Genomic DNA, 22,263 nt, shown 5'->3' with positions numbered 1-22,263 from the left:
GATAGCCCGCTTCTTAGGTGACCGCAAGCTTATTAACTACATAACCAACCCTAAACTATGCGGTCTATGGCTATATCAAGAATTAAATCTTGCATAAGAAACAAATGGACACGCATGTATACTATAATTACAGTAATGTTGGTTATTGCTTCATTTTTAACAATATATTTTGCCAACAGTCCACCATTAGAAATACCCCCTAATCAGCCAATAGTTATAGGCGCTGGACACGCGTGGAATTATACAATTGATAAAACAAGGGTAACCTTCAATATCCCTGAGCATTCAATCGATATTAGAGTTACTTTAAACGTCACACAATGGGATACCTGTTTTTTATATGCTCTTTTACCCTTTAAGGTATTAAGTGTTAATGCATATGCAGTTTACAATAATTTTCAGTACCCTTTGTCAACATACTATCCAAATCATGATGATGAGTGGAAAGAAATAGGTACTTTTGATAGCCACTTTTCAGTTATGCCCCAAGGGTTTTCAATAATTAACGCATCTTTACAACCTGGCAACGAAATCAAATGGGTGCATGAGCTTGAAATAGGTGCTTATGTGAAAACTGATTCTTCACTTTTAGCTATCGACGATTCAATGGATGGTCGAAAAACAGCAATTTATACATTTTTTGGCGGCAATACAGAATGGACAGATGAAATGATTTCATTTACAGGTTCCCTTGGTCAATATGTAATTAATCAACCGTTCATAGTCCAAATTGGGCTACCGTCATCTTATTATTTATCCAATAGTCAACCCGCGCCAATTGAATATTTTGTAAATAGCGATAGCAGATGGCTTATGTTTTCAATGGATTTCTTAAACGGTTCATATGCACAAACACTTGTCTGTAATTTTGAATCACCCCAGTCAAGCAGACAATTTCTAGTATTTTTATCAGGTGTTCTTGTTACCTTGTCTGTAACATTTGCACTTCAACCCTTTAGAGAAAGTATACTTTTTAAAATCAGAAATAGTCAGGAGAATAACGGTGCTGAAAACAATCAATCAATGACCCCGCAGGAAGTCAATAAAGAAAGTAATAAAACAGAAAATGAAGATAAACATGAACCAATCAAGAATAAAAACAGAATTTCTAAAAGCAAATAGAGGCAGAAAAGTTCAACGAAGAAACACAATCAAAAGCTTTGAAAGAGGATTAAATGTATCTGTAGTACGGTTATCACAAAATTTTTAAGAGAAAAAATTCCAACCCTTTTTTATTTGTTTTATTTTTAAACTTAAAAGATTAAAGCTCTAAATAATCCACCAACCTATTTGGTTCCTATTAGAAACTCCATGCAGAAACCATAGAGGGGTAGGCGTGGATTGTGTTTCTATTAGGCTCCTAATAGCCAACCTATGCAGAAAACCTATAGAGGGAGGTCATTATTGGTGCGTTTTCAAGCCAAAAATCAGGTGCTCTGCAGGTTTGTGTGTGGGTAAGGATTAAATTGTTGGGGGCTGGTTTTTGTTTTGGGATGATGTGAGGCGACGGCTTTGAGCTTACGCTGTGATAGCACGTCAATATTCACTGACCACCAGACTTCTAGTGAAAAGATACAATAGCCACAGACTCATCCCTTCATGGTGGTGAACAGAATCCTCAAAGAATTCAACTTACTTGCTTCCTGTGCACGTGGCAACGAACGCGCAATGTGCAACGAACTCCTATACGTCCTCAAAGATGATATAGGTGACCAAGAAGCCAAAGCCAGCAAAACAGGCATACGCGGCTTAGTCTGTGCCAAAACCAGCCTCGACCCGCTTGATGCCATAGAAAAATTCCGCACCATTTTAGCTGAGCGACCTTTCGAGTTTCGATATGCTCTGCGCATAATCCCCATCCAGCAAGTTGTCCCAACTGATTTAGAAGAAATCAAAAAAGCTGCAAACGAGATGGCACAAAAAATCGGTGAGTCACAGACATTTCGCGTAACCGTGGAAAAACGCTACACCAGTCTGCACTCAACTGACATCATCAACGCCGCTGCTGGTGATATTAAAGCCACAGTGGACCTACACAATCCCGACTTAATCTTGCTCGTTGAGGTTTTGGGTAACTTTACGGGTTTGTCCTTGATTGCGCCCAGCGATGTTTTGGGCGTGGTTAAAGAAAAAATGATGCCCAGTTAACGATTGAGGTTTTTCTAAAAATCATTAATCCTTATTCTGACGCGGGTTAAGGTTTATATTGGGGTTTGGTTTTTGCTTATTTCCGAATTAAACAAAATTCTGGAAAAGTAGGGATAATAACATGGCATATTTAACAACAACCGGTTCAGGACAACCCGTACTAATCCTTAAAGAAGGAACAACCCGCAGCCGCGGAAAAGAAGCCCAAAAAAACAACATTATGGCAGCACAAGTAATCGGTGAAGTCCTAAAAACCACACTTGGACCACGAGGAATGGACAAAATGCTCATTGACAGTCTCGGTGACATAACCATCACCAACGACGGAGCAACAATCCTCAAAGAAATCGACGTAGAACATCCAGCAGCCAAGATGATGGTTGAAATCGCCAAAACACAAGACGACATGGTCGGCGACGGAACAACCACCGCCGTAGTGCTTGCAAGCGAACTTCTCAAAAAATCCGAAGAACTCCTCGAACAAAACATTCACCCAACCGTAATGGTTAGCGGCTACCGAAAAGCAGCAGCCAAAGCCATCGAAATCGTTGGTCAAATCGCAACCCCAATTGACACAAACGACAAAAAAACACTACTCAAAGTAGCATTGACCTCAACCAGCAGCAAAGCAGTCGGTGCAGCAAAAGAACATCTGGCTCAAATCAGCATTGACGCAGTAAGTCAGATTGCTGAAAAACGCGGCGACAAAATCCTTGCAGACATCGACAACATCCAAATGGTCAAGAAAACAGGCAAAAGCCTGATGGAAACACAGCTTATCAAAGGCATAGTTGTTGACAAAGAAATCGTTAACCCAGGCATGCCCAAACAAAAAGAAAACGCAAAAATCGCACTTTTAGACTCAGCACTTGAAATCGAGAAAACCGAAATCAGCGCAGAAATCCGCATACGCGACCCAACCCAAATGAAAGCTTTCCTTGACCAAGAAAACACCATGATGGAAGACATGGTCAAAAAAGTCAAAGCCTCAGGCGCCCAAGTTATATTCTGCCAAAAAGGCATCGACGACATGGTCCAGCACTTTCTTGCAAAAGAAGGCATCATTGCAGCACGCCGTGTAAAAGAATCCGACATGGAAAAACTCTCACGTGCAACAGGCGCAAGAATCGTCTCAAACATTGACGACCTCAAAGCAACAGACCTTGGCATGGCAGGCTTAGTTGAGGAACGCAAAATCGGCGATGACAAAATGATTTTCGTCGAAAAATGCAAAGACCCCCACAGCGTAGCCATCCTTATCCGTGCGGGCTTAGAACGCATGGTTGACGAAGCAGAACGCGCAATGACCGATTCACTCTCAGTCGTTTCTGACGTTATCGAGAACGGCAAAATCGTTGCAGGCGGAGGCGCAGTTGAAATCGAAGTAGCTAAAGAACTTCGTAAGTACGCAACCAAAGTCGGCGGACGCGAACAACTTGCAGTTGAAGCATTCGCAGACGCAGTCGAAGTCATCCCAAGAACCTTAGCAGAAAATGCAGGCTTAGAACCAATTGACATCCTTGTTGAATTACGCAGCTCACACGACAAAGAAGACGGCAAAAACCAAGGCATAAACATCTTCACAGGCAAAATCCAAAACAGCATCGACAACGGCGTCATCGAGCCATCAGTCGTCAAAGAGCAAGCAATCAAATCCGCAGCTGAATCAGCAGCTATGATACTTCGCATTGACGATGTCATCACTGCCAAAGCACCCAAAGGCGGTCCAGGTGGCCCCGGCGGAATGCCCGGCATGGAATAAAACTCCCCCTTAACTTTTATTTTTTTTATTTTTCTTTGTTCAAGTATTTCTCACTTATCTTTTCGCATATTTTTGGTCTGCCACGCGATATCAAAATCGTGTTACCACAAAACCACATGGTTCATCTATGTAATGGACACCTTTTTGCTGCAATTACCTGCTTTGTTGAGGGGAAAGTAAATTAATAGAGTCTAAATTTATGTACGGAAGTTATGCTCTGGTAGTATAGTCCGGTCAAGTATAGCGGCCTCTCGAGTCGCGGACCCGGGTTCGAATCCCGGCCAGAGCACTAAATCTCTTTTTGTGCTATGGTGTGTTTGCTTCTTCGGGAAAGAGTTTTAGTCCTTTTTGGGTGTATTCTATGAATCCTAATTGTTTAAAGAAGTCGACTTGGTCATCCACTTCTCCGCCTTCAACAAGTTTCCCGTTTACCACGCGGAAAAAGAAAACCATGGGCAAAGTTACTTTCTTGCCTGTCGGTGGCAACGGTACTCCGAAAAGGTTCCAGTGGCCTGTATGTGTGCCTGTTGCTATAACGTGAACCCAGACTTTATCCTCTTCAGCTATCATGTCCTGAATTGCTTCATGCCAATCGGGAAACCCATTGAAAGCCAAAGTGAACAACTGCTTAAAATTTTCTCGACCCTTCTGCTGATGTGTATGGTCTACATAATCAGGTGCAACTAACTCATCAAAAACATCCAGCTGACGCGCGTTATAGGCTTCAATGAACCTGCGAATAATTCTCTTATTTTCTTGAGCTGACATAAAAACCATTATTCCTAACAATTAGGTTAGGTTTACGAAATTTAACATTTGTCTTTTCATGAATATGATAGCTTGCACGTGTGGAAAATATGTTGGTTTAGGGCTTTTTTCTGTGTGCTTTTAGAAACTGTTTTAAGATTGATGATGACGTATGCTGTAGGTTTAATCTGCATTGCACTGGCGCGATACAAACATGGAGGAAACTTGCTGTGAGCAAACCAGACTTTTCAAACGGGAGTGCACCCGAGGAAACTCAAACCACAGCGCAGCCTCTACTAACTATTGATGAGTTACTCGGCAAGCCAGTTAACGAATTAATCACCCGTTTAGAAACATCCACTTCTGGACTTAGCTCTGAAGAAGCTGAGCAGCGTCTTGAAGTTTATGGCGCAAACGAGCTGGCAAAGAAAAAGAAGCACTCTGCAGTCGTGGATTTTCTCTCCAACTTCAAAAGTCCTCTTGTAATTATCTTGATGGTTGCGGGCTTAATCTCGGGCATTCTTGGCGAGTTGCCTAACATGGTGATTATTTTCTCCATAGTTTTCCTCAGCGTCATTTTAGATTACTATCAGGAATCTAAAGCTGAGAAAGCCGCAGAAACCCTCAAAGAAGCCGTAACCACCACCGCAACCGCGCTTCGAGACGGCGCAAAACAAGAAGTAAAACTCCACGACATTGTTCCAGGTGACATCGTGTTTCTATCCGCAGGAGACATCACTCCCGCAGACTCCCGAGTTATTAACGCCAAAGACCTATTCATCAACCAGTCAGCCCTCACAGGCGAATCTTTTCCAGTTGAAAAAACCTCCACGCCAGTAAAAACTAAAGATGCCGCAGTAACGGAGTGGACTAATTACCTTTTCATGGGAACCTCAGTTGTCAGCGGCAGCGCAACCGCCCTTGTTGTCCGTACAGGCGGCTTAACTGAGTATGGTAAAATCGCCAAAAAACTGGTTCAAAAACCACCAGACACAGAATTTGAGAAAGGCATCCGAGGCTTTGGTTTTCTTATCATGCAGGTCACGATTTTACTGGTGCTTTTCGTATTCATGGTAAACGCTCTGCTTCACCCCGACACAAATGGCATCCTAAATGCGTTGCTTTTTGCAGTAGCATTAGCTGTGGGTTTGACCCCTGAACTGTTGCCTATGATTATCACCGTTAACCTCTCCAGAGGCGCCATAAGCATGTCCAAAAAAGGCGTTATCGTCAAGCGACTCGCGTCTATTGAGAACTTTGGCAGCATGAACGTGCTTTGCACTGACAAGACTGGCACATTGACAGAGAATAAAATCAGGCTTGTGTTGCATGTGGATGCTGAGGGAAAAGATGACGACCGCGTGCTTCTTCACGGTTACCTAAACAGTTACTACCAGACAGGCTTAAAGAGCCCGATGGATGAGGCAATTCTTGAGCACGAAAAAATCGACACCGCAGGTTACATGAAAATTGATGAAGTGCCCTTCGATTTTGTTCGACGCCGAGTCAGTGTAGTGGTGGAAAAAGACCGCCAACGCTTCTTTATCGCCAAGGGTGCACCAGAAGAAATCATTAAAGTCAGTTCTTTCTGCGAATTAGACGGCTTGCTCCTTGATTTTACTGATGAAATCCGCAAAAAAGCTGAGCAGAAATACTTCGATTTAAGTTCGGAAGGCTTCCGTGTTCTTGGTGTTGGCTACAAGAAACTTCGAGAAGAAAAACCCGTATACACCGTTAACGACGAGTGCGACATGGTTTTTATGGGGTTCGTGGCGTTTTTGGACCCACCCAAAGAAACAGCCAAAGAATCCATAGAACTGCTGGGCAAGGCTGGGATAGAACTCAAGGTTCTTACAGGTGACAATGAACTTGTTGCAAGAAAAACCTGCGAAGCTCTGGGCTTTGAGGTTAAAGGTGTCGCGTTAGGTAGTGAAATATCCCAAATGGACGATGACGCATTAGCACGAGTTGCCGAAGAATCTAACGTTTTTGCAAGAGTCACCCCAATACAAAAAGACCGCATAATCACAATTCTAAAAAACAACGGTCACGTGGTCGGCTTCATGGGCGACGGCATCAACGATGCACCCTCACTGCGAACCGCCGATGTCGGCATCTCCGTGAACAATGCGGTGGATGTTGCAAAAGAATCCGCTGACATCATTCTACTCAAGAACGACTTAACCGTGCTTGCTAAAGGTGTGTTTGAAGGCCGCAAAACCTTTGGCAACACCATGAAGTATGTTATGATGGGCGTAAGCTCAAACTTTGGCAACATGTTTAGTGTTGCAGGTGCCTCTTTGATTTTGCCTCTGTTGGGTTTTAACTTCTTTCCCATGTTGCCAATTCAGATTCTGCTAAACAACCTTCTCTATGACATTTCCCAATCCACCATAACCACCGATAATGTGGATGATGAGTATGTGGAAAAACCCAAACGCTGGGACATCAGCTACATAAAACGCTTCATGATGACTCTTGGACCGGTTAGTTCACTATTTGACTTCATCACATTTTTTGTCTTGATATTTGCTTTCCTGCCGCTTATACCCTCAGTCATGCTGATGGCTGACCCTGACCTACCCGGTCGCCTATTCCAAACCGCGTGGTTCTTAGAATCCCTAATAACACAGGCAGTGGTCATATTTGCAATTAGAACCCGCATATCACCGTTCTGGAAGAGTAAACCCAGCAAATACCTTATTCTAAGCAGCGCAGCCGTAATCGCCGTAGCCATAGCCATTCCCTTTACAATCTTAGGTGACCAATACTTCCTGTTCGTTCAGCCACCCCTCGAATTCTTCTTGTTTTTGATTATAATAACTGTGTCTTATCTGGGTCTTGCTGAGGTCATGAAGTACTGGTTCTTTAAGCATAATGCTTACCGTATAGAGCAGGTTTTGGTTCCAAAGAAACGAGGCTTATATCTTAGCAAGCGAGCTCGACTGGTTCAGGATGTGGTAGCAGTTGTTTGTTTACGCGAAGAAGATGAAATCTCTATTGATTCACTCATCGAGGATTTGGTTCGAAGCCTAAACTACCCCATAAACACTGACGAGGTAATTCAGAATCTGCATCATCTACGCCGTACAGGTTTGATCAATATCGAGTGGCGCGAACGCACAATAAAACGAGAAAGCACCCTCAAGCCCTACGTGACCCAGTTTGTTATGACCCAAGAAATCTGGCCGATGGTACGTGAGGACTGGATAAGAGTGAACAAGGCAGTTCTGGAGAAGCACAAAGTCGTTAATGAAGAATACGCGGAACTGTTGGTACCCAAGCAATCCAGCTAAGTTTTTTCAGGCTGGTTTTTTCTTGCCTCAGCTAATTTCTTGTTAATATCTTTTAGTTGTTCCTGCTGCATTTTTATTGACTGCAAAAGATGCTTTTTTGCATCTTCCAGTTGTTGAAAGGTTCTTTCTTCTTTTTCTTCAAGAAACGCTGCAAACGGGGAATGAGTTGGCATCGTGAACGCTTCAGGCTCAATCTTGAGAACGTCAACAGCGAACTCTTTAAAGAGAGAGTACATGTTGTTGGTGATTTCGCTTTGTTTCTCTAGGGCGTTTTTGAGGATTAGTTTACCTGATTGGGTGATTTTGTAAATTTTTATTTTTCTACCCGTTTTTGTGCTCCATTCGCCTTTGATGTAGTGGGCTTTTTCAAGGTTGGCAAGGATGGGGTAGACTCCGCCGGGGGTGGGGCTCCAAAATCCTTTGGTACGGTCTTTAATTTCTTTCATTAGTTCGTAGCCGTGGGCGGGTTTTCGGTTGAGAAGGATGAGGACGCCGATTCGGATGTAGCCTTTTTGGGCTTCTTTCATCCAGTTGGCGGTTACTTTGTCTTGTTTGTTTGGTTGCATTATGGTCTGTCAAATTAAATGTTCACAGGAATATTTATATTTTAACGCGATATATTGCGTTCAATAATATCAAGAATGGTGACAACGTTTTGGACCAAAACATCATCGAAGTAAACAACCTAACCAAAGCCTTCGGCAAATTCACCGCAGTAGACGACATAAGCTTTAACGTCAAAAAAGGCGAAATATTTGGTTTACTAGGTCCCAACGGTGCAGGAAAAAGCACCACACTGCGTGTTCTAGCCACGCTCGCTCGCCCAACCAAGGGTACAGCAACCATCGGCGGCTATGATGTCGTCAAAAACGACAACGCCGTCCGCCGGCTCATAGGCATCGTCAGCGAAAAAATGATAATCTACAACCGCCTAACCGCCAAAGAAAACCTGTACTTCTTTGGCAGTCTCTTTAACATTCCCAAAGATGCGTTAAACAAACGCATAGATGACTTACTTGAACTTGTTCAACTAACCAAATGGAAAAATGCGCAGGTTGACACCTTCTCAACTGGTATGCGCCAACGCATGAACGTAGTCCGTGCACTCCTAAACATGCCCCAAGTGCTCTTTCTTGATGAGCCTACACTGGGTTTGGATCCTCAAACATCTGTGGAGATACGGGATTTCATAAAGAAGCTGAATCAGGAAAACGGAACCACCGTGGTTTTAACCACGCACATGATGGTTGACGCGGATTTGCTCTGTGACCGCATCGCAATTGTGGACCACGGCAAAATCATCGCACTAGACACATCCACGAATCTTAAAAAAATCATTTCTGGCTCTGACACCATGATAATCAAGCTGGAAGTTGCCAACCTCTCCCCTGACATGATAGAATCCATCAAGGCGCTACCCTGCGTGGATGCAGCCACACAAGAAAACGCTACCCGCCTACACCTCATCGTGCATGGTGAAGAAGCCTTCAACTCAATAATTGACATAGTCAGAAGCAAAGGCGGCAAAATCATCTCCATGGAAAACCTACAACCCACATTGGAAGACGTGTTTTTGCATATTACAGGGCATGAGGTTCGTGATAATGCAAACCAGAAAATCCATGACCCTGACCCCAAACGGTTTGGCATGGTGCCAAAAAGAGTGAGGTAATTTAGATGACAGCAAAAGATGTAATAAATCACAGTTTAAGAATCGCTTGGAAAGACACCGTGGAACTCTACCGCAACCGCCTCGGCTTAGTGCTGCTGGTAGTTATGCCCCTGTTCATGATGGTAATGGTCGGATTCATTTATCCCTCAGGCGGCGTGAGTTTAAACAATGCAGCCATCGGACTGGTAAATGATGACTCAGGCGTAGGCGGCAATACGCTGCCCAGCCAAGCCTTCATAGCCGCGCTGCAAGGCATTAACCAGCAGGCTGATTTGATGAACCTGCAAAATGCCTCCAGCATAATCGACGTAAAAGAGCAGATTCAGCGAGGCACCCTAAGTGGCGCCATAATAATTCCTGAAAACTTCACAGCTAGCATGCTAAGCGGACAGCAGGGTACAATAATCATTATGACTGACCAGTCAAATCCGCAGATTTCCGCAACCATCCAAGGCGTCCTTTCAGGTGTCTTTAGCGAAATGGGTACCCAAACTGCACTGGCAAACCTCAACACGACAAACATCGCCATCGTAGAACCCTACGACATAGCCTCTGCAGGTGTAGTCGAAGGCAGCACCAACTACTTTGACTTCATCGCCCCAGGCATCATGGCAATGACCGTAATGATGAGCGTCATGACAGGTCTACCCGTAGCAATTAGCATGGAAAAAGAAATCGGAACCATGGACGGCATGATGGTCGCACCAATTAATCGCCTCTCGATTCTGCTGGGCAAAACCTTAGCACAAACCGCACGTGGGCTGCTTCAGGGCGCAATTATCTTGGGCTTAGCGATTGGCATCTTCGGAGTCACCATCCACGGCAGCATTCTGCTCGTGTTCGGGCTGCTGTTGTTGGGCGTGTTTAGCTTTGTCGGCTTAGGTATAGTCATAACCAGCTTCACTAAGGACCAGGAAACTGCGCAGATGCTCATGATGACCCTGATGTTCCCCATGATGTTCCTCAGCGGTGTGTTCTTCCCAATCCAGAACATGCCCGCATTCATGTAAACCATCGCCCACTTCCTACCGCTAACTTACGCAGCAGACGCACTACGCAAAGTCATGGTGCTGGGCGCAGGCATACCACAAATCACAACCGAACTCGTCGTCCTCATAGCCTTCGGAATCGTCATGATAGCAATCGCATTGCCTGTCTTCAAAAAAATGATGACACGATAAAAATCCCTTCAATTTTTTATTTGTTTATTTTTAAACTTAAACGATTAAAGCTCTGAATAATTCGCAAACCTATTTGGAGCCTATTAGCCAAAGTATGCAGAAAACCTATAGAGGGGTAGAGCCCTAATAGCGGTTTTCCCAACCAAAAAATAGGGTGTGCCCTTGAGGTTAGTTTTGGGGTTTGCGTTTTTCTTGGTGTATTCGAGCTACTTCTGCTTTCCATTTGCCTTCCCAACTGTCCCAGCCTGTCTTAACAAGGCTTTCTCGCAGATGAGGCGCTTCCGCAACCCAATCAACAAAGGCAAAGAAGCGTTTTTTGTCACGCAGTATTTCTTCGGGAACACCTTTTTCTATGCACCAGCGAATGTAGGCTTTATCAGTTTGCACTGCGAGCTCGCCAGTGGATTCGACTTTTTGCACGTTAAAACCTTGGTTTTTGAGGTGCTCAATCACGCCTGAGAGCACATACTCAGAGCAGACTTTGATGCATGTGTCACTGTCGGGTTGCATGACTGAAACGATTTCATTTGCGATTCGCACAGCGTCAGAAAGATATTTTTTGCTTTGAAAGTTTGGCGATTGAAAAGACGACACTGAAATGCGGCGTTCCAGCAACATGGGGTCTGGCGGTTTTAGAACACAAACTACCACGCCCAAGAGCAGGTCGCTCCATCCTGCTGAGTCAATCCAGATGGTTTTGTTGGAGAGGTAACAGTTTAACGCCAAACATGTTCACTGTCAGTAACTATGGGTTGCTTTGTTTTTCTATCTTTTGCTAAACAAAGAGCTACGACACGGTGCACAGGGCGATATTTGTGTTCCAATGGTAACTGCCAGCTAACGCATCTGCAGGCACAGTTAACGTTAAAGTTCCAGTAGCAGAGGATCCAGCCTGCAACACCTTGTTTTCAAGTGAAAAATTAAGCGTCCAGCCAGAGGGCAACTCTGAAACAGCCATGTTTATGTGGAGGTCTGATTCTGCATTGTTGGTTATTGTGACTGTTTTGGTGTTGCAACCAAAATCAACGTTGCCCCAGCGAAGCGGAATTGAAGAATCACTACTGCTGTATAAGGTGCTATCTCCGTCTATTGTTATGGTTACATCTTGAATTGCAGGGGCACCCATACATAAACTGCTAATCAGCAAAGTACAAACCATAAAGGCTGCGGTTATGGTTAGCAGTAAAAGTTGGAACCCCCTCTTCTGCACGTTTATTCCCTCTCTCTTCTAGAGACCCAGCGAAAAATGGGGGCTGGATGATTTATAGATTTTTTCAAATAAGCGGTTGCTCGATTGCATTAATTAAACAATTCAACACGCTGTTTCACTGATAATTGTACGCTAAAGTGATGTTACAAACATGTTTTTGGCTGAAGTAAGCACTAGATTAAAATATTTGTCTTTAGTGGTTATTGCAGAGTTTAAGGTGTAAAGATGCCAAAACAGGAAAAAGGAAAATCACATTCAACAAGACCAGTAAGCCGCAGACCCCCAAGCTGGTGCAAGTACCAGCCTGAAGAGGTTGAAGCTTTTGTTATTCGTCTTGCTAAAGAAGGGCACTCAATGAGTAGCATAGGTACAGTCTTACGAGACCAATACGCAATCCCACTGGTTAAACCCATAGTGGGCAAAAGCGTAAGTGAGATTCTTGAAGCAGCAGGTCTTGAGCCATCAATGCCCGAAGACCTTGCCAACTTGGTGAAAAAAGCCAACGGTCTTGCAGTTCACATGGAGAAAAACAAAAAAGACCTCCACAACAAACGCAACATGCAAGTTATCGAGGCAAGAATCCACAAACTTTCACGCTACTACAAACGTGAAGGCGTGGTCGCAAAGAACTGGAAGTACGAAGCAAAAATCGCTTCAATCTTCTAAACCATCCTTTTCTTTCGGTTTAATCCCTTTTGCTTTCTGTGTCTTAATACGTGAGCTTTAAATCTAAACAAACCGTCTTTTATGTTCCAAAGTGAGCCGCATGCCAATTAAACAAGAACAAATCGAGCAATTCCAAAAATCCGCTCAAGTAGCCGCAAAAGTCATCACCGAAACCGTTGCCAAAGACGGCTTTATCCACGTGTTTTCACATTTGGATGCTGATGGTATTGCAGCAGCAGGAGTAATCGGTAAAGCACTCTTTAGACTGGGCGCGCGTTTTCGTATTCGCATCACTCAGTGGGTAGATGAGAAAATTGTCGGCGAAATCGTAGCGGACAAACCTCAACTGGTTATTTTCACTGATTTTGGCAGCGGCTATCTTGACCTTCTTAACCAAAAAATTCCCAACACCAAAATCACAATACTTGACCACCACCAAATCGCAAGAACACTAACCAATCCAAACCATGTACAAGTTAACCCGCACGTTTACGGAATTGATGGCGCCACAGAAGTTAGCGGTTCGGGTGTTGCATATTTTGTTGCTAAGGCTATGAATCATTCAAACGTGGATTTAGCACCAATCGCGTTAATTGGTGCATTGGGTGATATGCAGGATCATTATGACCAGCGTGCCCTTGGTGGCTTAAACGAGCTGATTGTGGATGATGCGGTTGCGGCGGGTTTGGTTAAGGTGGTTAAGGACTTAACGTTTTTTGGCAGAGAAACACGGGCAATTCACAAGATGCTTGCTACCACAACTAACCCGTTCATTCCAGGCTTGAGCGGTGAGGAAGACAAAGCCTTAGCGTTTATGGTGAGCCTAAACATTCCCATAAAGCAGGGCGAAAAATTCCGTGCACTTAGCGACCTAAACGATGAAGAACGAAAAAAGCTCTGCTCAGCTCTTGCAGACCATCTGCTATCTAAAAAGATGCACTTAGAAGTTGATAGCCTAATTGGCCACATTTACGTGCTGACACATGAGGAAGCTAACACTGCACTGCGTGATGGCAGGGAATTTGCGGTTATTTTGAACTCGACAGGACGCATGGACCGTCCAAGCTTGGGCATTGCAATTTGCATGGGCGACCGCACCGCCGCATTATCAGAGGCTAACAAGATTTTGGAGGATTACCGCAAGAGCATCAACAAGTATCTTGGCTGGGTTATGGAAAAGCCTGAACGCATGAAAGAACTCAGCAACATCTACGTTATTAACGGCGAGGACTTTATCAACGAAAAAATCATTGGCACCGTCAGCTCCATCATCGTAAACAGCCTGCCAAACACGGAAAAACCCGTCATCGCATACTCAAAAGTAGAAGGAGAAAACGCAGTCAAATTCTCCTCACGAACCAGTGATACAGCAGTCCGCAAAGGCGTCAACCTCGGCGAAGTCATGCGGTTAGCATCCGAACAAAGCGAAGGCAAAGGCGGAGGACACAACATCGCAGCAGGCGCACAGTGCCCCTTAGAAAAAGTTGATGGATTTGTCAAAATTGTTGATGAATTAATCGGGCGGCAATTAAAGGGCGAGAAACTTGGAAGCCAAAATAGTGCTTAATTACGTTGACGAAAAAGCGGCGCAGGCTGTTGCAGATGCGGTTTCGCCTGACAATTTTAAAGCTCCCGCGGGTTTAACTGTTAAAACCTGCCGAGAAGGCAACGCTGTAGTTACTGAGATTGTGTGTCAGGGAAAACTTGCCACTTTCACGGCTACCATTGATGATTTGCTTTTTTGTGTCTCAACTGCAGAAAAAACGCTTAAAATGCTGGAAAAATAAAAAGGTTATTTCTTTTTTGTTTTGGGTTTCTGCTCCAGTTTTGCGGGCAAATACTCATCCACAATGTAGGTTAAGCCGTATCTGCTGAAAGCTTCAAGCTCCGTCTTGCGCTTAATTTTTAGGAACATTTTGATTTCGCGTTGCCAGACTGGGTCGTTTTGGTATCTGGGGTCTCGCTGCAGTTCATAGAGACGTTTAATGTCCACATCATCCAGAGGATCAGTTGGCAACTTGTAATCAACAATATCGCTTGCCCAAACCCCACTCCAAATCGCGTCAGGAGTGTTAAGCTCTCTTAAGTGTGCGGCGTTGGCTGAGCCAGAGATGATGACTTGGGCAATGTGCATTCCCCAGGGGTCACCGTCAGTGAGAATGTAAACGGGCAAGTTGAGTTCGTCGTGGAGGCGGCGGATGAAACTGCGGGTTTGCCTTGGAGCTTGACCACCACAGGAGATTAGCAGGGATTTGTGTTTGTTGTGAACATTTTCTTCAATGAATCGGGTAAAGAGCGCACCTTTCTCAATGGCTATGACCTTATCAGCGCTGGTTTCCACGAACTCAGAGGAGGTTACTGCTGGACCAATAAGCACGCCGTCTGGATGACTTGTCAGGTTCACAGTTTTTCCTTCATAACCTGGGACGGTGTAGCTGATTTCTAAATCACCAAAAATTGCGCTGCGTTCTTCGGGGAAGATGCTGAAGTCTTCTCTTGCATAGCCTGTGAGGGTTTCAAGGTCGGTGATGATGTTATTTGATTCTTGTTGGTCGTTAAAAGTCATTTCGTAGGCTTGTGCTGAGTAGTAGACATCTCTTAAGGTGCTGGTTTTGCGTTGACTGGTTAGTTCGTTGCTAAACATTGCAACCCAAGCGAGCTGTGTGAAGGGTCGTATGTGGCGGATGTTGCGGGCGCTTCTGCCCACGCTTTTCTCGCCAAGAATGTATTGGCGCACGTTTTCGTCGTAGGTGATGTTTTCTGTGCTGCGGCTGGGCATGTTTACTGTTGGAAAGACACCTTGGTCAAGCTGATTATAGATGGATGTTCCAAAGGTTTTGAGTCCTTTGAGAACCTCTTGCTTTCGTTCGCTGATTTTAGCTTTCTTCATTGCCATACTTTTGTACACTCTTTAACAGTTTATCTATGTCAGGAATTTTTTCTTGCCCAGCAAGCATAGCTGAAAACTGGGCGATTTTAGGCAAGTATTTGCTAAAGATGCCCAACCGTTTCTTTTCCATGTGAACATGCTCTTGACGAGCCAAAAAGTGCCCAAGCTGCCTTGAAACCTCCCTGAGCGCGTTAGCTTCTTCTTTACGCACTTCGGGGCGGTCAGATATGAATTCTTTGCCCACGGTTTTGTATGGGACTTTGGTGCTGCAAACATGCACAACAATTGCGATGGGCATGTCTGAAGTAACTTTGTAGCGTCGCCAATTCATAGATTGAATAACTTTGAAAGACACGTCGCTGGCTTCATCATAGAGCAGCGGGATTTTGTTTGCGAAGCGGTAAACTACAAAATTGCTCCGTTTTGGAACGTCTCCGCCGTATGCTATAGCCATCTCCACAATGAAGGGGTGCCCCGCATACGTTGAGGGTTTGCGTTGATAAACCACAAGCTGCTCAGGATTCAACTCCTTCATAACACCAGCTTTCAAAAGCTCCTCCCCCACTGGCGAGAGACAATTGGCATCTGGCGGCAGAAACTCTTTGTATTTTTTGAGGTTCTGCATGAGCCTTACGATTTCTTCATGGGAGAGCTTTTTGGGATTTTTTTGCTTACTGAGTTGCATGTTTTGACCGCATTGAGCACATTTGGGTTTTCCATCAACCCAGTTCAGCTGTTCAAATGTGCGTTTTCCATGCTGGGTACAGGTCGCAGTGGTTAAGCCGCTGAAAAGCAAGAATTTCTGCGCGGTGATATCTCCAACTCGATGGAAATGTCCTTTGAGAAAATCTAGCATGTTATCGTAGGGTGTTACTTGGATTATTCGTTGCAGGAGTTCTACGTCTACGCCGTAGGGGTGCGGCATTGTTTCTTTGGGGGGCTCGGGCATGGCGGTTGTTGCGCGTTTAAATTTGTAGAGTCTGCCTTTGGGGTCAACAAAGGTGATGTTGGCGTATGGGTTAAACATGGCAGTCTGCTTAAAGTACTCCAAAATTTTCGGCATAGCCCTAAGATAATCGCCTTCTAAAGTGAACTCCACAATGGTGCCACGCCAATTATCCTTGTTCATAAGGACTTTTCGTTCCAGAATTATTGGGCGGTTTCGCTGAATGTCAATCATCAGCTTGAAACTGTAAATTTTTGATGACCCACCCGTGCAGGAGGTTACGATAACGGGTTGATGCGTTGTGACTTGCCCGTGTAGAACCGCCATTTTTCCGCCTAAGCCAAAAGTTCCACGCATCTGTTTGAGTTTGTATTTGGAGCCGTAGAGGACTTGCCCAAATGCGGAGGGTATGAATCTGGGCTGGATTCCTGAGCCGTTGTCTTCAACTCGGAGCTTGTAAATCTGCGTTTCTTTGGTGGCTTCCGATTCAAAAGAGAGACGCACGTAAATGTCAGGTGGGATTTTTTGGCTCTCCGCCGCGTCAAGACTGTTTTCTACGATTTCTCGGAGCGCAACAAATATGGCTCTAGATGGGTTGGTTAAGCCTGCTATGTCGCGGTTTCTGTAGAAAAAATCGGATGCACTAATTTCTTCAAATGTTGCTATTGCCAGACCCGAACACCACTTTCCCCGTGAATTCTCCCTTTTTTGCTAATTTATATTTGGTTCTGGTTCTTTAAGTTAACTCTAAAATAAACCAGAAAAATGCCATAGATAAAAAAGGCAAATTGAAGTGGTAATGGAGAAAGTTGCTGTAAACAAGAAAAACCAGGAGATACACCATCAGAAATTGACAGGTTTCTGCAACTAATGGCAAACTAGGCACATGTAAACACACCAGCACAACTAAAAACCCTGAAAGGGCAACACATTTTTGGATTAAAACACTCCAATATGAGCCTCCTCTTAGGAATCCCTTAGACCCCTCTATGGTTTCTGCATTGTATTTCTAATAGGCTCCAAATAGATAGGTTATGGTGTCGTGATGCGGTAATTAAGTAAAAAGCAAATATAACACACCCACCAACATTTGAGTGAAGAATGATGGATTTAGACGAACAAGACACATTTGTAAAGCAGTTTTACAAGCGTCAAATCACACTCAAAGAGCTTGGTGAGAGTGGTCAGCAGCGGCTTTCAAAATCCAAAGTTGCTGTGGTAGGCGTTGGTGGTCTTGGAACAGTTTCCTCGCTGTATCTTACACTTGTCGGTGTAGGTTACCTGCGTCTTATTGACCATGATACGGTTGAAACCCAGAATCTTCATCGCCAAATTCTCTACACCAAAGACGAGCTTCACTACCCAAAAGCGGCAGTCGCAGCCCAAAAACTCCAAAAACACAACCCCCTAATCAAAATTGAGGCAGTACCCGAAAACGTGAACGCCCAAAACGTTGAAAAACTCCTCGACGGTATGGACTGCGTGGTGGATGGGTTGGATAACATGCAAACCCGCTACTTGGTAAACCGTGTCTGTGTAAAGCACAAGATTCCCTACGTTTTTGCTGCTGCAGTAGGTATTGAGGGTAACATTTCCGTGTTTTCGCCGCCTGAAACAGGTTGTCTTGAATGTTTAATGCCTAACGTTTCTGACTCAGACTTGATAAATTGCAATACTCGAGGTGTGATTGGCGCAACTCCCGGAATTATTGGCAGTTTGCAGGCGATGGAAACCATAAAACTCCTTTCAGGTGTTGGAAGTACTCTTAAGGGTAAAGTGTTGGTGTGTGATTTTACTGACATGGACTTTACCAGAATTGATATTGCAAAAAACCAAAATTGCCCTGTTTGCCACAAAAAAACTGCTTGCTCAACATGAACAGCTGGCTTGGCTGTTTGCAGGGAAATTATGCCAGAACCTAAATCCGTCTAAAGCCGTAGCCTTCCGTTTTCTATAGTGTAGGCTGATTTGCGTTTATTCTGAGTGGGAAGGTTGACTGTGAATTTGGTTCCTTTGCCCTCTTGGCTTTCAAAACTTATTGTTCCTCCCTGAGCTTCAACCAGACGCTTAACAACTGCTAAGCCAAATCCCTGGCCCTTTGACTTAGTTGTAAACAGCGGCGTGAACAGTTTATCCTGTATTTCTTTGGGGATACCTACGCCTGTGTCTTGGATGGTTATTGCAAATTTGTCTGGGTCCTTGTCTCGGCTGGTTTTTATGGATAGTTTGCCGCCTTCAGGCATAGCTTGTATTGCGTTGGTTGCTAGATTTAGTAGTACGCGTTTTAGAAGGGTTGGGTCAGTTTTTATTTTGGGCAGTTTGGGGTCAAAATATGCTGCCGCTTCAATATTGGATGGGATATTTAGGGTGGACAGTGTGTTTGCGATTAGCGTTTTTAGGTTCACTTCAACAATTTCCAGTTTCAACGGACGTGCATAATCCTGTAAATCCGAAACAATTTTGTCCACATAGCTTATCTGCTCTAAAATGGAATCTGCTTCTTGTATTGCTTCACTTCTATCAGCACTTTTAGGCAAATTGTTTAGGTTATTTTTTATTAAAAACATCGAGGACATAATTGATTGTAGAGGGTTGCGGATGTCATGCCCAACCATGCCTGCTGTTTGACCAATTGTTAAAAGCCGTTTTATTTTCTCCTCCTCGGTTTTGTCTTCTACAATAATTATGACTCCTAATGTTGAGGGATAAGTTGAGATTTCAAAAATTGCGGCGCGCCCAGTTTGTCTGCTTGTGGTTTTCATCATGAAACGTGCGGGACTTTTTTCTTGCAAGGACTCAAAGTAGGGTGTAACATTAACAGTGTCCATTTCAGGTAGAATATCGTAAATTTTTTTTCCCAGTGCTTCTTTAGCTGTGACTTTCGTGATTTCCTCTGCTGCTTTGTTCCAGTGTATAACGTTTAGTTCCCAGTCGGTGGCGATGAATGCTTCCCCAAAGCTTTCATATAGTTCACGGTAGCTTTGTTCGCTTTCACGGATTTTTCTTGTTCTTTCTTCTACGAGTTTTTCGAGGTTTTTGGTGTATTCTTCAAGTTTTTTCTGAAGTTCCTTACGCTGGTTAATGTCTACCCCATATACTGTGATGCCTTCGTGTGAGGGGAAAACTGTGAATTCTCTGTATCCAGTGTTGGCATAGATGGTTTTCCATTCAAACCGTTTCACTTTCCTTTTGTACATTGCCTCACAATAGTATTTTGAAATATCAGTTCCAAGGAAATTTGGGAAGGTTTCCCAAAAATTTTTACCCATTAAATCTTTTGGGGCAAGACCAAAATCGTTAGCGGTTTTTTTGTTTAGGTAAATAAAATTCCAATCTTTGTCAAATGCGCTGATGTAATCATCAATGCTTTCTAGGATGTCCCATGCAATTTTATACTTGTCTCGCCGTGTTTTTCTTTTAGAAACCTTTACTCTTGTGCCTTCTACGGCGTGTTGGTTATTTAAAAAATCAGAAGCCTGACCCATTATAGGTCATCCTAAAAGAAAATATGTACATCTAAAAAGAAAAATGTTTGTTATTTGGCCTGTTTGTTTGCAAAAGGCAGTTCACTTTAACTTACCTCTCCCCCGTCTAGAAAGGTAGTTTGAGAGGCAGTTTAAATAGGCAAAACAGACGTAACGGGTTTCCAGAAGTGTATGCAAATGCAACAGAGCCTAATAATCAACCCATCCACAATACAAAAAAACCTGCCAAGCAAAGCAAAGACACTGCAAACCACTAACACCCAGTTCACTTTTAATATATCAAACATTGACGAACTTTTTCCAGGATTTAAAACAGGAGACTTCGCAGTATTATATGGACCCCAAACATTAACTTCACTGGCTTCCCTGCTTTGCGTTCGTGCCCAACTGCCAACACAGATGGGTGGATTAGAAAGCGATGTTGTTTTCATCGATTGCGCAAGCAGCTCCTCGCTTTCAAAAATAGGTGACATGGCACAAAACCAGCAACTAAACGCCACAGCAGCACTTGAAGCTATTCACAATATCCGCGTTTACTCAGCTTACCGTTTAACCTCTGTTATAATGGAAAAACTGCAACAAACCGTAGAATCTTGCGACGCTAAACTCGTGGTGCTCTCTGATATAGCAAACCCCTTCTTACAAGAAAACGTCAATGACCAAGAAGCCAAAGCAGTCTACGGCCAACTCATGAGTTACCTCGCAAACTTTGCAAAAAAACATCATATTATCATAATCGCAACCTACTTACCACATGAAGGCACCACAAGAAACAGCTTTCTGCAAGAAATAACCTCTGCAAAAGCAAACACAGTGCTACGCTTCACCAAAACCCCTTACACCAAAGAAGTCGAACTGGAAAAGCATCCCTCCTACATTTTAGGCGTTGCCGATTTAACCTCTGAAAATCAAGTATTAACAGATTTCACGGGTGGAGCCACAAATCGCTCAAACTATTTCCTGATGTAAAAAAATAAAAATGTTGAAAAAGCGGCTTTTCAGCCACTATATTTTATTTCTTTGGTGTGTTTGGACGCAGACTGCGGACAGTTTCTCCTGCACGCCACATTTCGCTGCTGCCCATTGCTTTGAGTTCGTCAGCAAGTTTCTGCCTGTAATCTGGAGCCTTGCTTTTATCCAAAACGATGTGTGTTTCTTCTCCTGCCGCGACAAGGTCGTAGAGTGAGTCAAACACGGGTTGAGTTGCGCTGCGGAAGCGTTCTCTCCAGCGAAGAGCACCGATGCGTGCGGTTTCACTGCAGTTGTTGTACATCCAGTCCATGCCGTTCTCGTCGACAAGGCGAATAAGGCTCTGTGTGAGTTCTTCAACAGTTTCGTTGAATGCTTCACTTGGGCTGTGACCATGTGCACGTAGGGTGTTGTATTGTGCTTCCAGTATGCCTTCCAATGCGCCCATTAGTGTGCCGCGTTCTCCTGTTAGGTCGCTGTAGACTTCTTTTTCAAAGGTGGTTGGGAAGAGGTATCCGCTGCCTATGGCGATGCCGAGTGCTTTTGCGCGGTTTTCTGCTTTGCCTGTTGCGTCTTGGAAAACTGCAAAGCTGCTGTTTATGCCGCTTCCGTCAACAAAGTTTCTGCGGACGCTGGTGCCGCTGCCTTTTGGCGCGACCAAAATCACGTCGACATCGTTTGGTGGGATGACACCTGTTTGTTCTTTGTAGACGATGCTAAATCCGTGGCTGAAGTAGAGGGCATCACCAGCCTTTAGGAGGGCTTTGATTTTTGGCCATACCACCTTTTGTCCTGCATCTGTGAGTAGGAACATTTTGATGGTTCCTTTTTTGGCTGCTTCTTCGAGCGGGAACAGGTTTACGCCTGGTTTCCATCCGTCAGCTACTGCTTTGTCCCATTCTTTTTTGAATATGCCTTCTTTTTCTTGCCCAATGATTACATTAACTCCGTTGTCTCTCATGTTTAGTGATTGGGCTTGACCTTGAATTCCATAGCCAAGCGAAACAACAACTTCATCTTTTAGAATTTCTTGGGCTTGTGCTACTGTAAACTCTTTGCGGGTTATGACGTCTTCTTGGACGCCGCCGAAATCCATTTTTACCATTTTTGGTTTCCTCAGCAAAGAGTTTAGTGGATGAGATAATTAAGAATTGTCCCCGTTGTTTGTTGCAAAAGGCGTGGTTTTTGGGGTTTTGGGTGCCTTTTAGCTTTAGCTTCTGACTCTAACTCCGACTTGAAATTAACTTTATCCGATATATCCACCGATGCATAAAGCAAAATGGAAGGATAA

The 22,263-nt window shown here is 44.0% G+C and carries 19 protein-coding genes and 1 tRNA gene; 12 read left to right on the top strand and 8 right to left on the bottom strand.

Annotation, left to right across the window (positions count from 1 at the left end):
* Positions 1-114 precede the first annotated feature (114 nt).
* From NWF01_01105 to NWF01_01090, 4 genes are all read left to right on the top strand, one after another.
* A complete protein-coding gene (locus tag NWF01_01105; protein MCW4023618.1) occupies positions 115-1,122 on the top strand; it encodes a hypothetical protein in 1,008 nt (335 codons plus the stop codon).
* A gap of 477 nt (positions 1,123-1,599) precedes the next feature.
* The gene (locus NWF01_01100; GenBank protein ID MCW4023617.1) at positions 1,600-2,148 is read left to right on the top strand and encodes a THUMP domain-containing protein; all 549 of its coding nucleotides are present in this window, start codon (positions 1,600-1,602) and stop codon (positions 2,146-2,148) included.
* Positions 2,149-2,269: 121 nt separating this feature from the next.
* Complete coding sequence (thsB, locus tag NWF01_01095) at positions 2,270-3,910, top strand: thermosome subunit beta (protein MCW4023616.1); 1,641 nt, start codon at positions 2,270-2,272, stop codon at positions 3,908-3,910.
* Between the two features lie 214 nt (positions 3,911-4,124).
* Positions 4,125-4,199: transfer RNA gene (locus NWF01_01090), tRNA-Glu, on the top strand.
* A gap of 17 nt (positions 4,200-4,216) precedes the next feature.
* Here the strand turns inward: NWF01_01090 and NWF01_01085 are convergent.
* Complete coding sequence (locus NWF01_01085) at positions 4,217-4,678, bottom strand: ester cyclase (protein ID MCW4023615.1); 462 nt, start codon at positions 4,676-4,678, stop codon at positions 4,217-4,219.
* Positions 4,679-4,887: 209 nt separating this feature from the next.
* Here NWF01_01085 and mgtA point away from each other — a divergent pair, with 209 nt between their 5' ends.
* Positions 4,888-7,953 carry a magnesium-translocating P-type ATPase gene (mgtA, locus tag NWF01_01080; protein MCW4023614.1) on the top strand — a complete coding sequence of 1,022 codons (3,066 nt, stop codon included), beginning with the start codon at positions 4,888-4,890 and terminating at the stop codon, positions 7,951-7,953.
* Here mgtA and NWF01_01075 read toward each other — a convergent pair.
* Positions 7,950-8,519 (bottom strand): PadR family transcriptional regulator, encoded by a 570-nt coding sequence (locus tag NWF01_01075; protein ID MCW4023613.1) that lies wholly within the window; start codon positions 8,517-8,519, stop codon positions 7,950-7,952. The two genes, mgtA and NWF01_01075, sit on opposite strands and share 4 nt — an antisense overlap.
* 89 nt (positions 8,520-8,608) lie before the next feature.
* Between NWF01_01075 and NWF01_01070 the strand changes: the two genes are divergently transcribed.
* Both NWF01_01070 and NWF01_01065 read left to right on the top strand, forming a co-directional pair.
* Entirely contained in the window at positions 8,609-9,625 is a 1,017-nt protein-coding gene (locus NWF01_01070; GenBank protein MCW4023612.1) for an ATP-binding cassette domain-containing protein, read from the top strand.
* A 5-nt stretch (positions 9,626-9,630) separates the two neighbouring features.
* A complete protein-coding gene (locus NWF01_01065) occupies positions 9,631-10,635 on the top strand; it encodes an ABC transporter permease (protein MCW4023611.1) in 1,005 nt (334 codons plus the stop codon).
* 339 nt (positions 10,636-10,974) lie between these two features.
* Here NWF01_01065 and NWF01_01060 read toward each other — a convergent pair whose 3' ends face one another.
* Together NWF01_01060 and NWF01_01055 are read right to left on the bottom strand one after the other, a co-directional pair.
* Entirely contained in the window at positions 10,975-11,532 is a 558-nt protein-coding gene (locus NWF01_01060) for a hypothetical protein (protein ID MCW4023610.1), read from the bottom strand.
* Positions 11,533-11,593: 61 nt separating this feature from the next.
* Positions 11,594-12,016 carry an NEW3 domain-containing protein gene (locus NWF01_01055; protein MCW4023609.1) on the bottom strand — a complete coding sequence of 141 codons (423 nt, stop codon included), beginning with the start codon at positions 12,014-12,016 and terminating at the stop codon, positions 11,594-11,596.
* A 225-nt stretch (positions 12,017-12,241) separates the two neighbouring features.
* On the opposite strand from NWF01_01055, the gene NWF01_01050 reads away from it, so the two are divergent.
* The 3 genes from NWF01_01050 to NWF01_01040 all read left to right on the top strand — a co-directional run bounded on the left by NWF01_01050 (position 12,242) and on the right by NWF01_01040 (position 14,469).
* On the top strand, positions 12,242-12,682 hold the full coding sequence (locus tag NWF01_01050) for a 30S ribosomal protein S15 (GenBank protein MCW4023608.1): 441 nt from the start codon (positions 12,242-12,244) through the stop codon (positions 12,680-12,682).
* Between the two features lie 100 nt (positions 12,683-12,782).
* Complete coding sequence (locus tag NWF01_01045; protein ID MCW4023607.1) at positions 12,783-14,249, top strand: DHH family phosphoesterase; 1,467 nt, start codon at positions 12,783-12,785, stop codon at positions 14,247-14,249.
* Positions 14,227-14,469: a KEOPS complex subunit Pcc1 gene (locus NWF01_01040; protein MCW4023606.1), complete on the top strand. Its 243-nt coding sequence runs from the start codon at positions 14,227-14,229 to the stop codon at positions 14,467-14,469. The genes NWF01_01045 and NWF01_01040 overlap by 23 nt, the downstream gene beginning before the upstream one ends.
* A 5-nt stretch (positions 14,470-14,474) precedes the next feature.
* Here NWF01_01040 and NWF01_01035 read toward each other — a convergent pair whose 3' ends face one another.
* Positions 14,475-15,572, bottom strand: a complete 1,098-nt coding sequence (locus tag NWF01_01035; GenBank protein MCW4023605.1) for a DNA topoisomerase IV subunit A — start codon at positions 15,570-15,572, stop codon at positions 14,475-14,477.
* Positions 15,559-17,184 (bottom strand): DNA topoisomerase VI subunit B, encoded by a 1,626-nt coding sequence (locus tag NWF01_01030; GenBank protein ID MCW4023604.1) that lies wholly within the window; start codon positions 17,182-17,184, stop codon positions 15,559-15,561. Before NWF01_01030 ends, NWF01_01035 begins: the two co-directional genes overlap by 14 nt.
* 438 nt (positions 17,185-17,622) lie before the next feature.
* Between NWF01_01030 and NWF01_01025 the strand changes: the two genes are divergently transcribed.
* Positions 17,623-18,396: a HesA/MoeB/ThiF family protein gene (locus NWF01_01025; protein ID MCW4023603.1), complete on the top strand. Its 774-nt coding sequence runs from the start codon at positions 17,623-17,625 to the stop codon at positions 18,394-18,396.
* A gap of 50 nt (positions 18,397-18,446) precedes the next feature.
* On the opposite strand, the gene NWF01_01020 is transcribed toward NWF01_01025, so the two are convergent.
* Positions 18,447-20,003: an ATP-binding protein gene (locus NWF01_01020; protein MCW4023602.1), complete on the bottom strand. Its 1,557-nt coding sequence runs from the start codon at positions 20,001-20,003 to the stop codon at positions 18,447-18,449.
* A 177-nt stretch (positions 20,004-20,180) separates the two neighbouring features.
* Here NWF01_01020 and NWF01_01015 point away from each other — a divergent pair, with 177 nt between their 5' ends.
* A complete protein-coding gene (locus tag NWF01_01015; protein MCW4023601.1) occupies positions 20,181-20,972 on the top strand; it encodes a hypothetical protein in 792 nt (263 codons plus the stop codon).
* Positions 20,973-21,015: 43 nt separating this feature from the next.
* On the opposite strand, the gene ilvC is transcribed toward NWF01_01015, so the two are convergent.
* Positions 21,016-22,077 (bottom strand): ketol-acid reductoisomerase, encoded by a 1,062-nt coding sequence (ilvC, locus tag NWF01_01010; protein ID MCW4023600.1) that lies wholly within the window; start codon positions 22,075-22,077, stop codon positions 21,016-21,018.
* Between the last annotated feature and the right edge of the window lie 186 nt (positions 22,078-22,263).

It is taken from the genome of Candidatus Bathyarchaeota archaeon (assembly GCA_026014585.1).
Lineage (GTDB): Archaea > Thermoproteota > Bathyarchaeia > Bathyarchaeales > Bathycorpusculaceae > Bathycorpusculum.
This window is presented reverse-complemented; position numbering and strand designations above follow the sequence as displayed.

Coding starts and splice junctions, on each gene's coding strand:
- NWF01_01015 (MCW4023601.1), top strand. CDS start 20,181: ATGCAACAGAGCCTAATAATCAACCCATCCACAATACAAAAAAACCTG.
- NWF01_01045 (MCW4023607.1), top strand. CDS start 12,783: ATGCCAATTAAACAAGAACAAATCGAGCAATTCCAAAAATCCGCTCAA.
- NWF01_01025 (MCW4023603.1), top strand. CDS start 17,623: ATGGATTTAGACGAACAAGACACATTTGTAAAGCAGTTTTACAAGCGT.
- ilvC (MCW4023600.1), bottom strand. CDS start 22,077: ATGGTAAAAATGGATTTCGGCGGCGTCCAAGAAGACGTCATAACCCGC.
- NWF01_01085 (MCW4023615.1), bottom strand. CDS start 4,678: ATGTCAGCTCAAGAAAATAAGAGAATTATTCGCAGGTTCATTGAAGCC.
- thsB (MCW4023616.1), top strand. CDS start 2,270: ATGGCATATTTAACAACAACCGGTTCAGGACAACCCGTACTAATCCTT.
- NWF01_01105 (MCW4023618.1), top strand. CDS start 115: ATGTATACTATAATTACAGTAATGTTGGTTATTGCTTCATTTTTAACA.
- NWF01_01065 (MCW4023611.1), top strand. CDS start 9,631: ATGACAGCAAAAGATGTAATAAATCACAGTTTAAGAATCGCTTGGAAA.
- NWF01_01100 (MCW4023617.1), top strand. CDS start 1,600: ATGGTGGTGAACAGAATCCTCAAAGAATTCAACTTACTTGCTTCCTGT.
- NWF01_01035 (MCW4023605.1), bottom strand. CDS start 15,572: ATGAAGAAAGCTAAAATCAGCGAACGAAAGCAAGAGGTTCTCAAAGGA.
- NWF01_01050 (MCW4023608.1), top strand. CDS start 12,242: ATGCCAAAACAGGAAAAAGGAAAATCACATTCAACAAGACCAGTAAGC.
- NWF01_01075 (MCW4023613.1), bottom strand. CDS start 8,519: ATGCAACCAAACAAACAAGACAAAGTAACCGCCAACTGGATGAAAGAA.
- NWF01_01020 (MCW4023602.1), bottom strand. CDS start 20,003: ATGGGTCAGGCTTCTGATTTTTTAAATAACCAACACGCCGTAGAAGGC.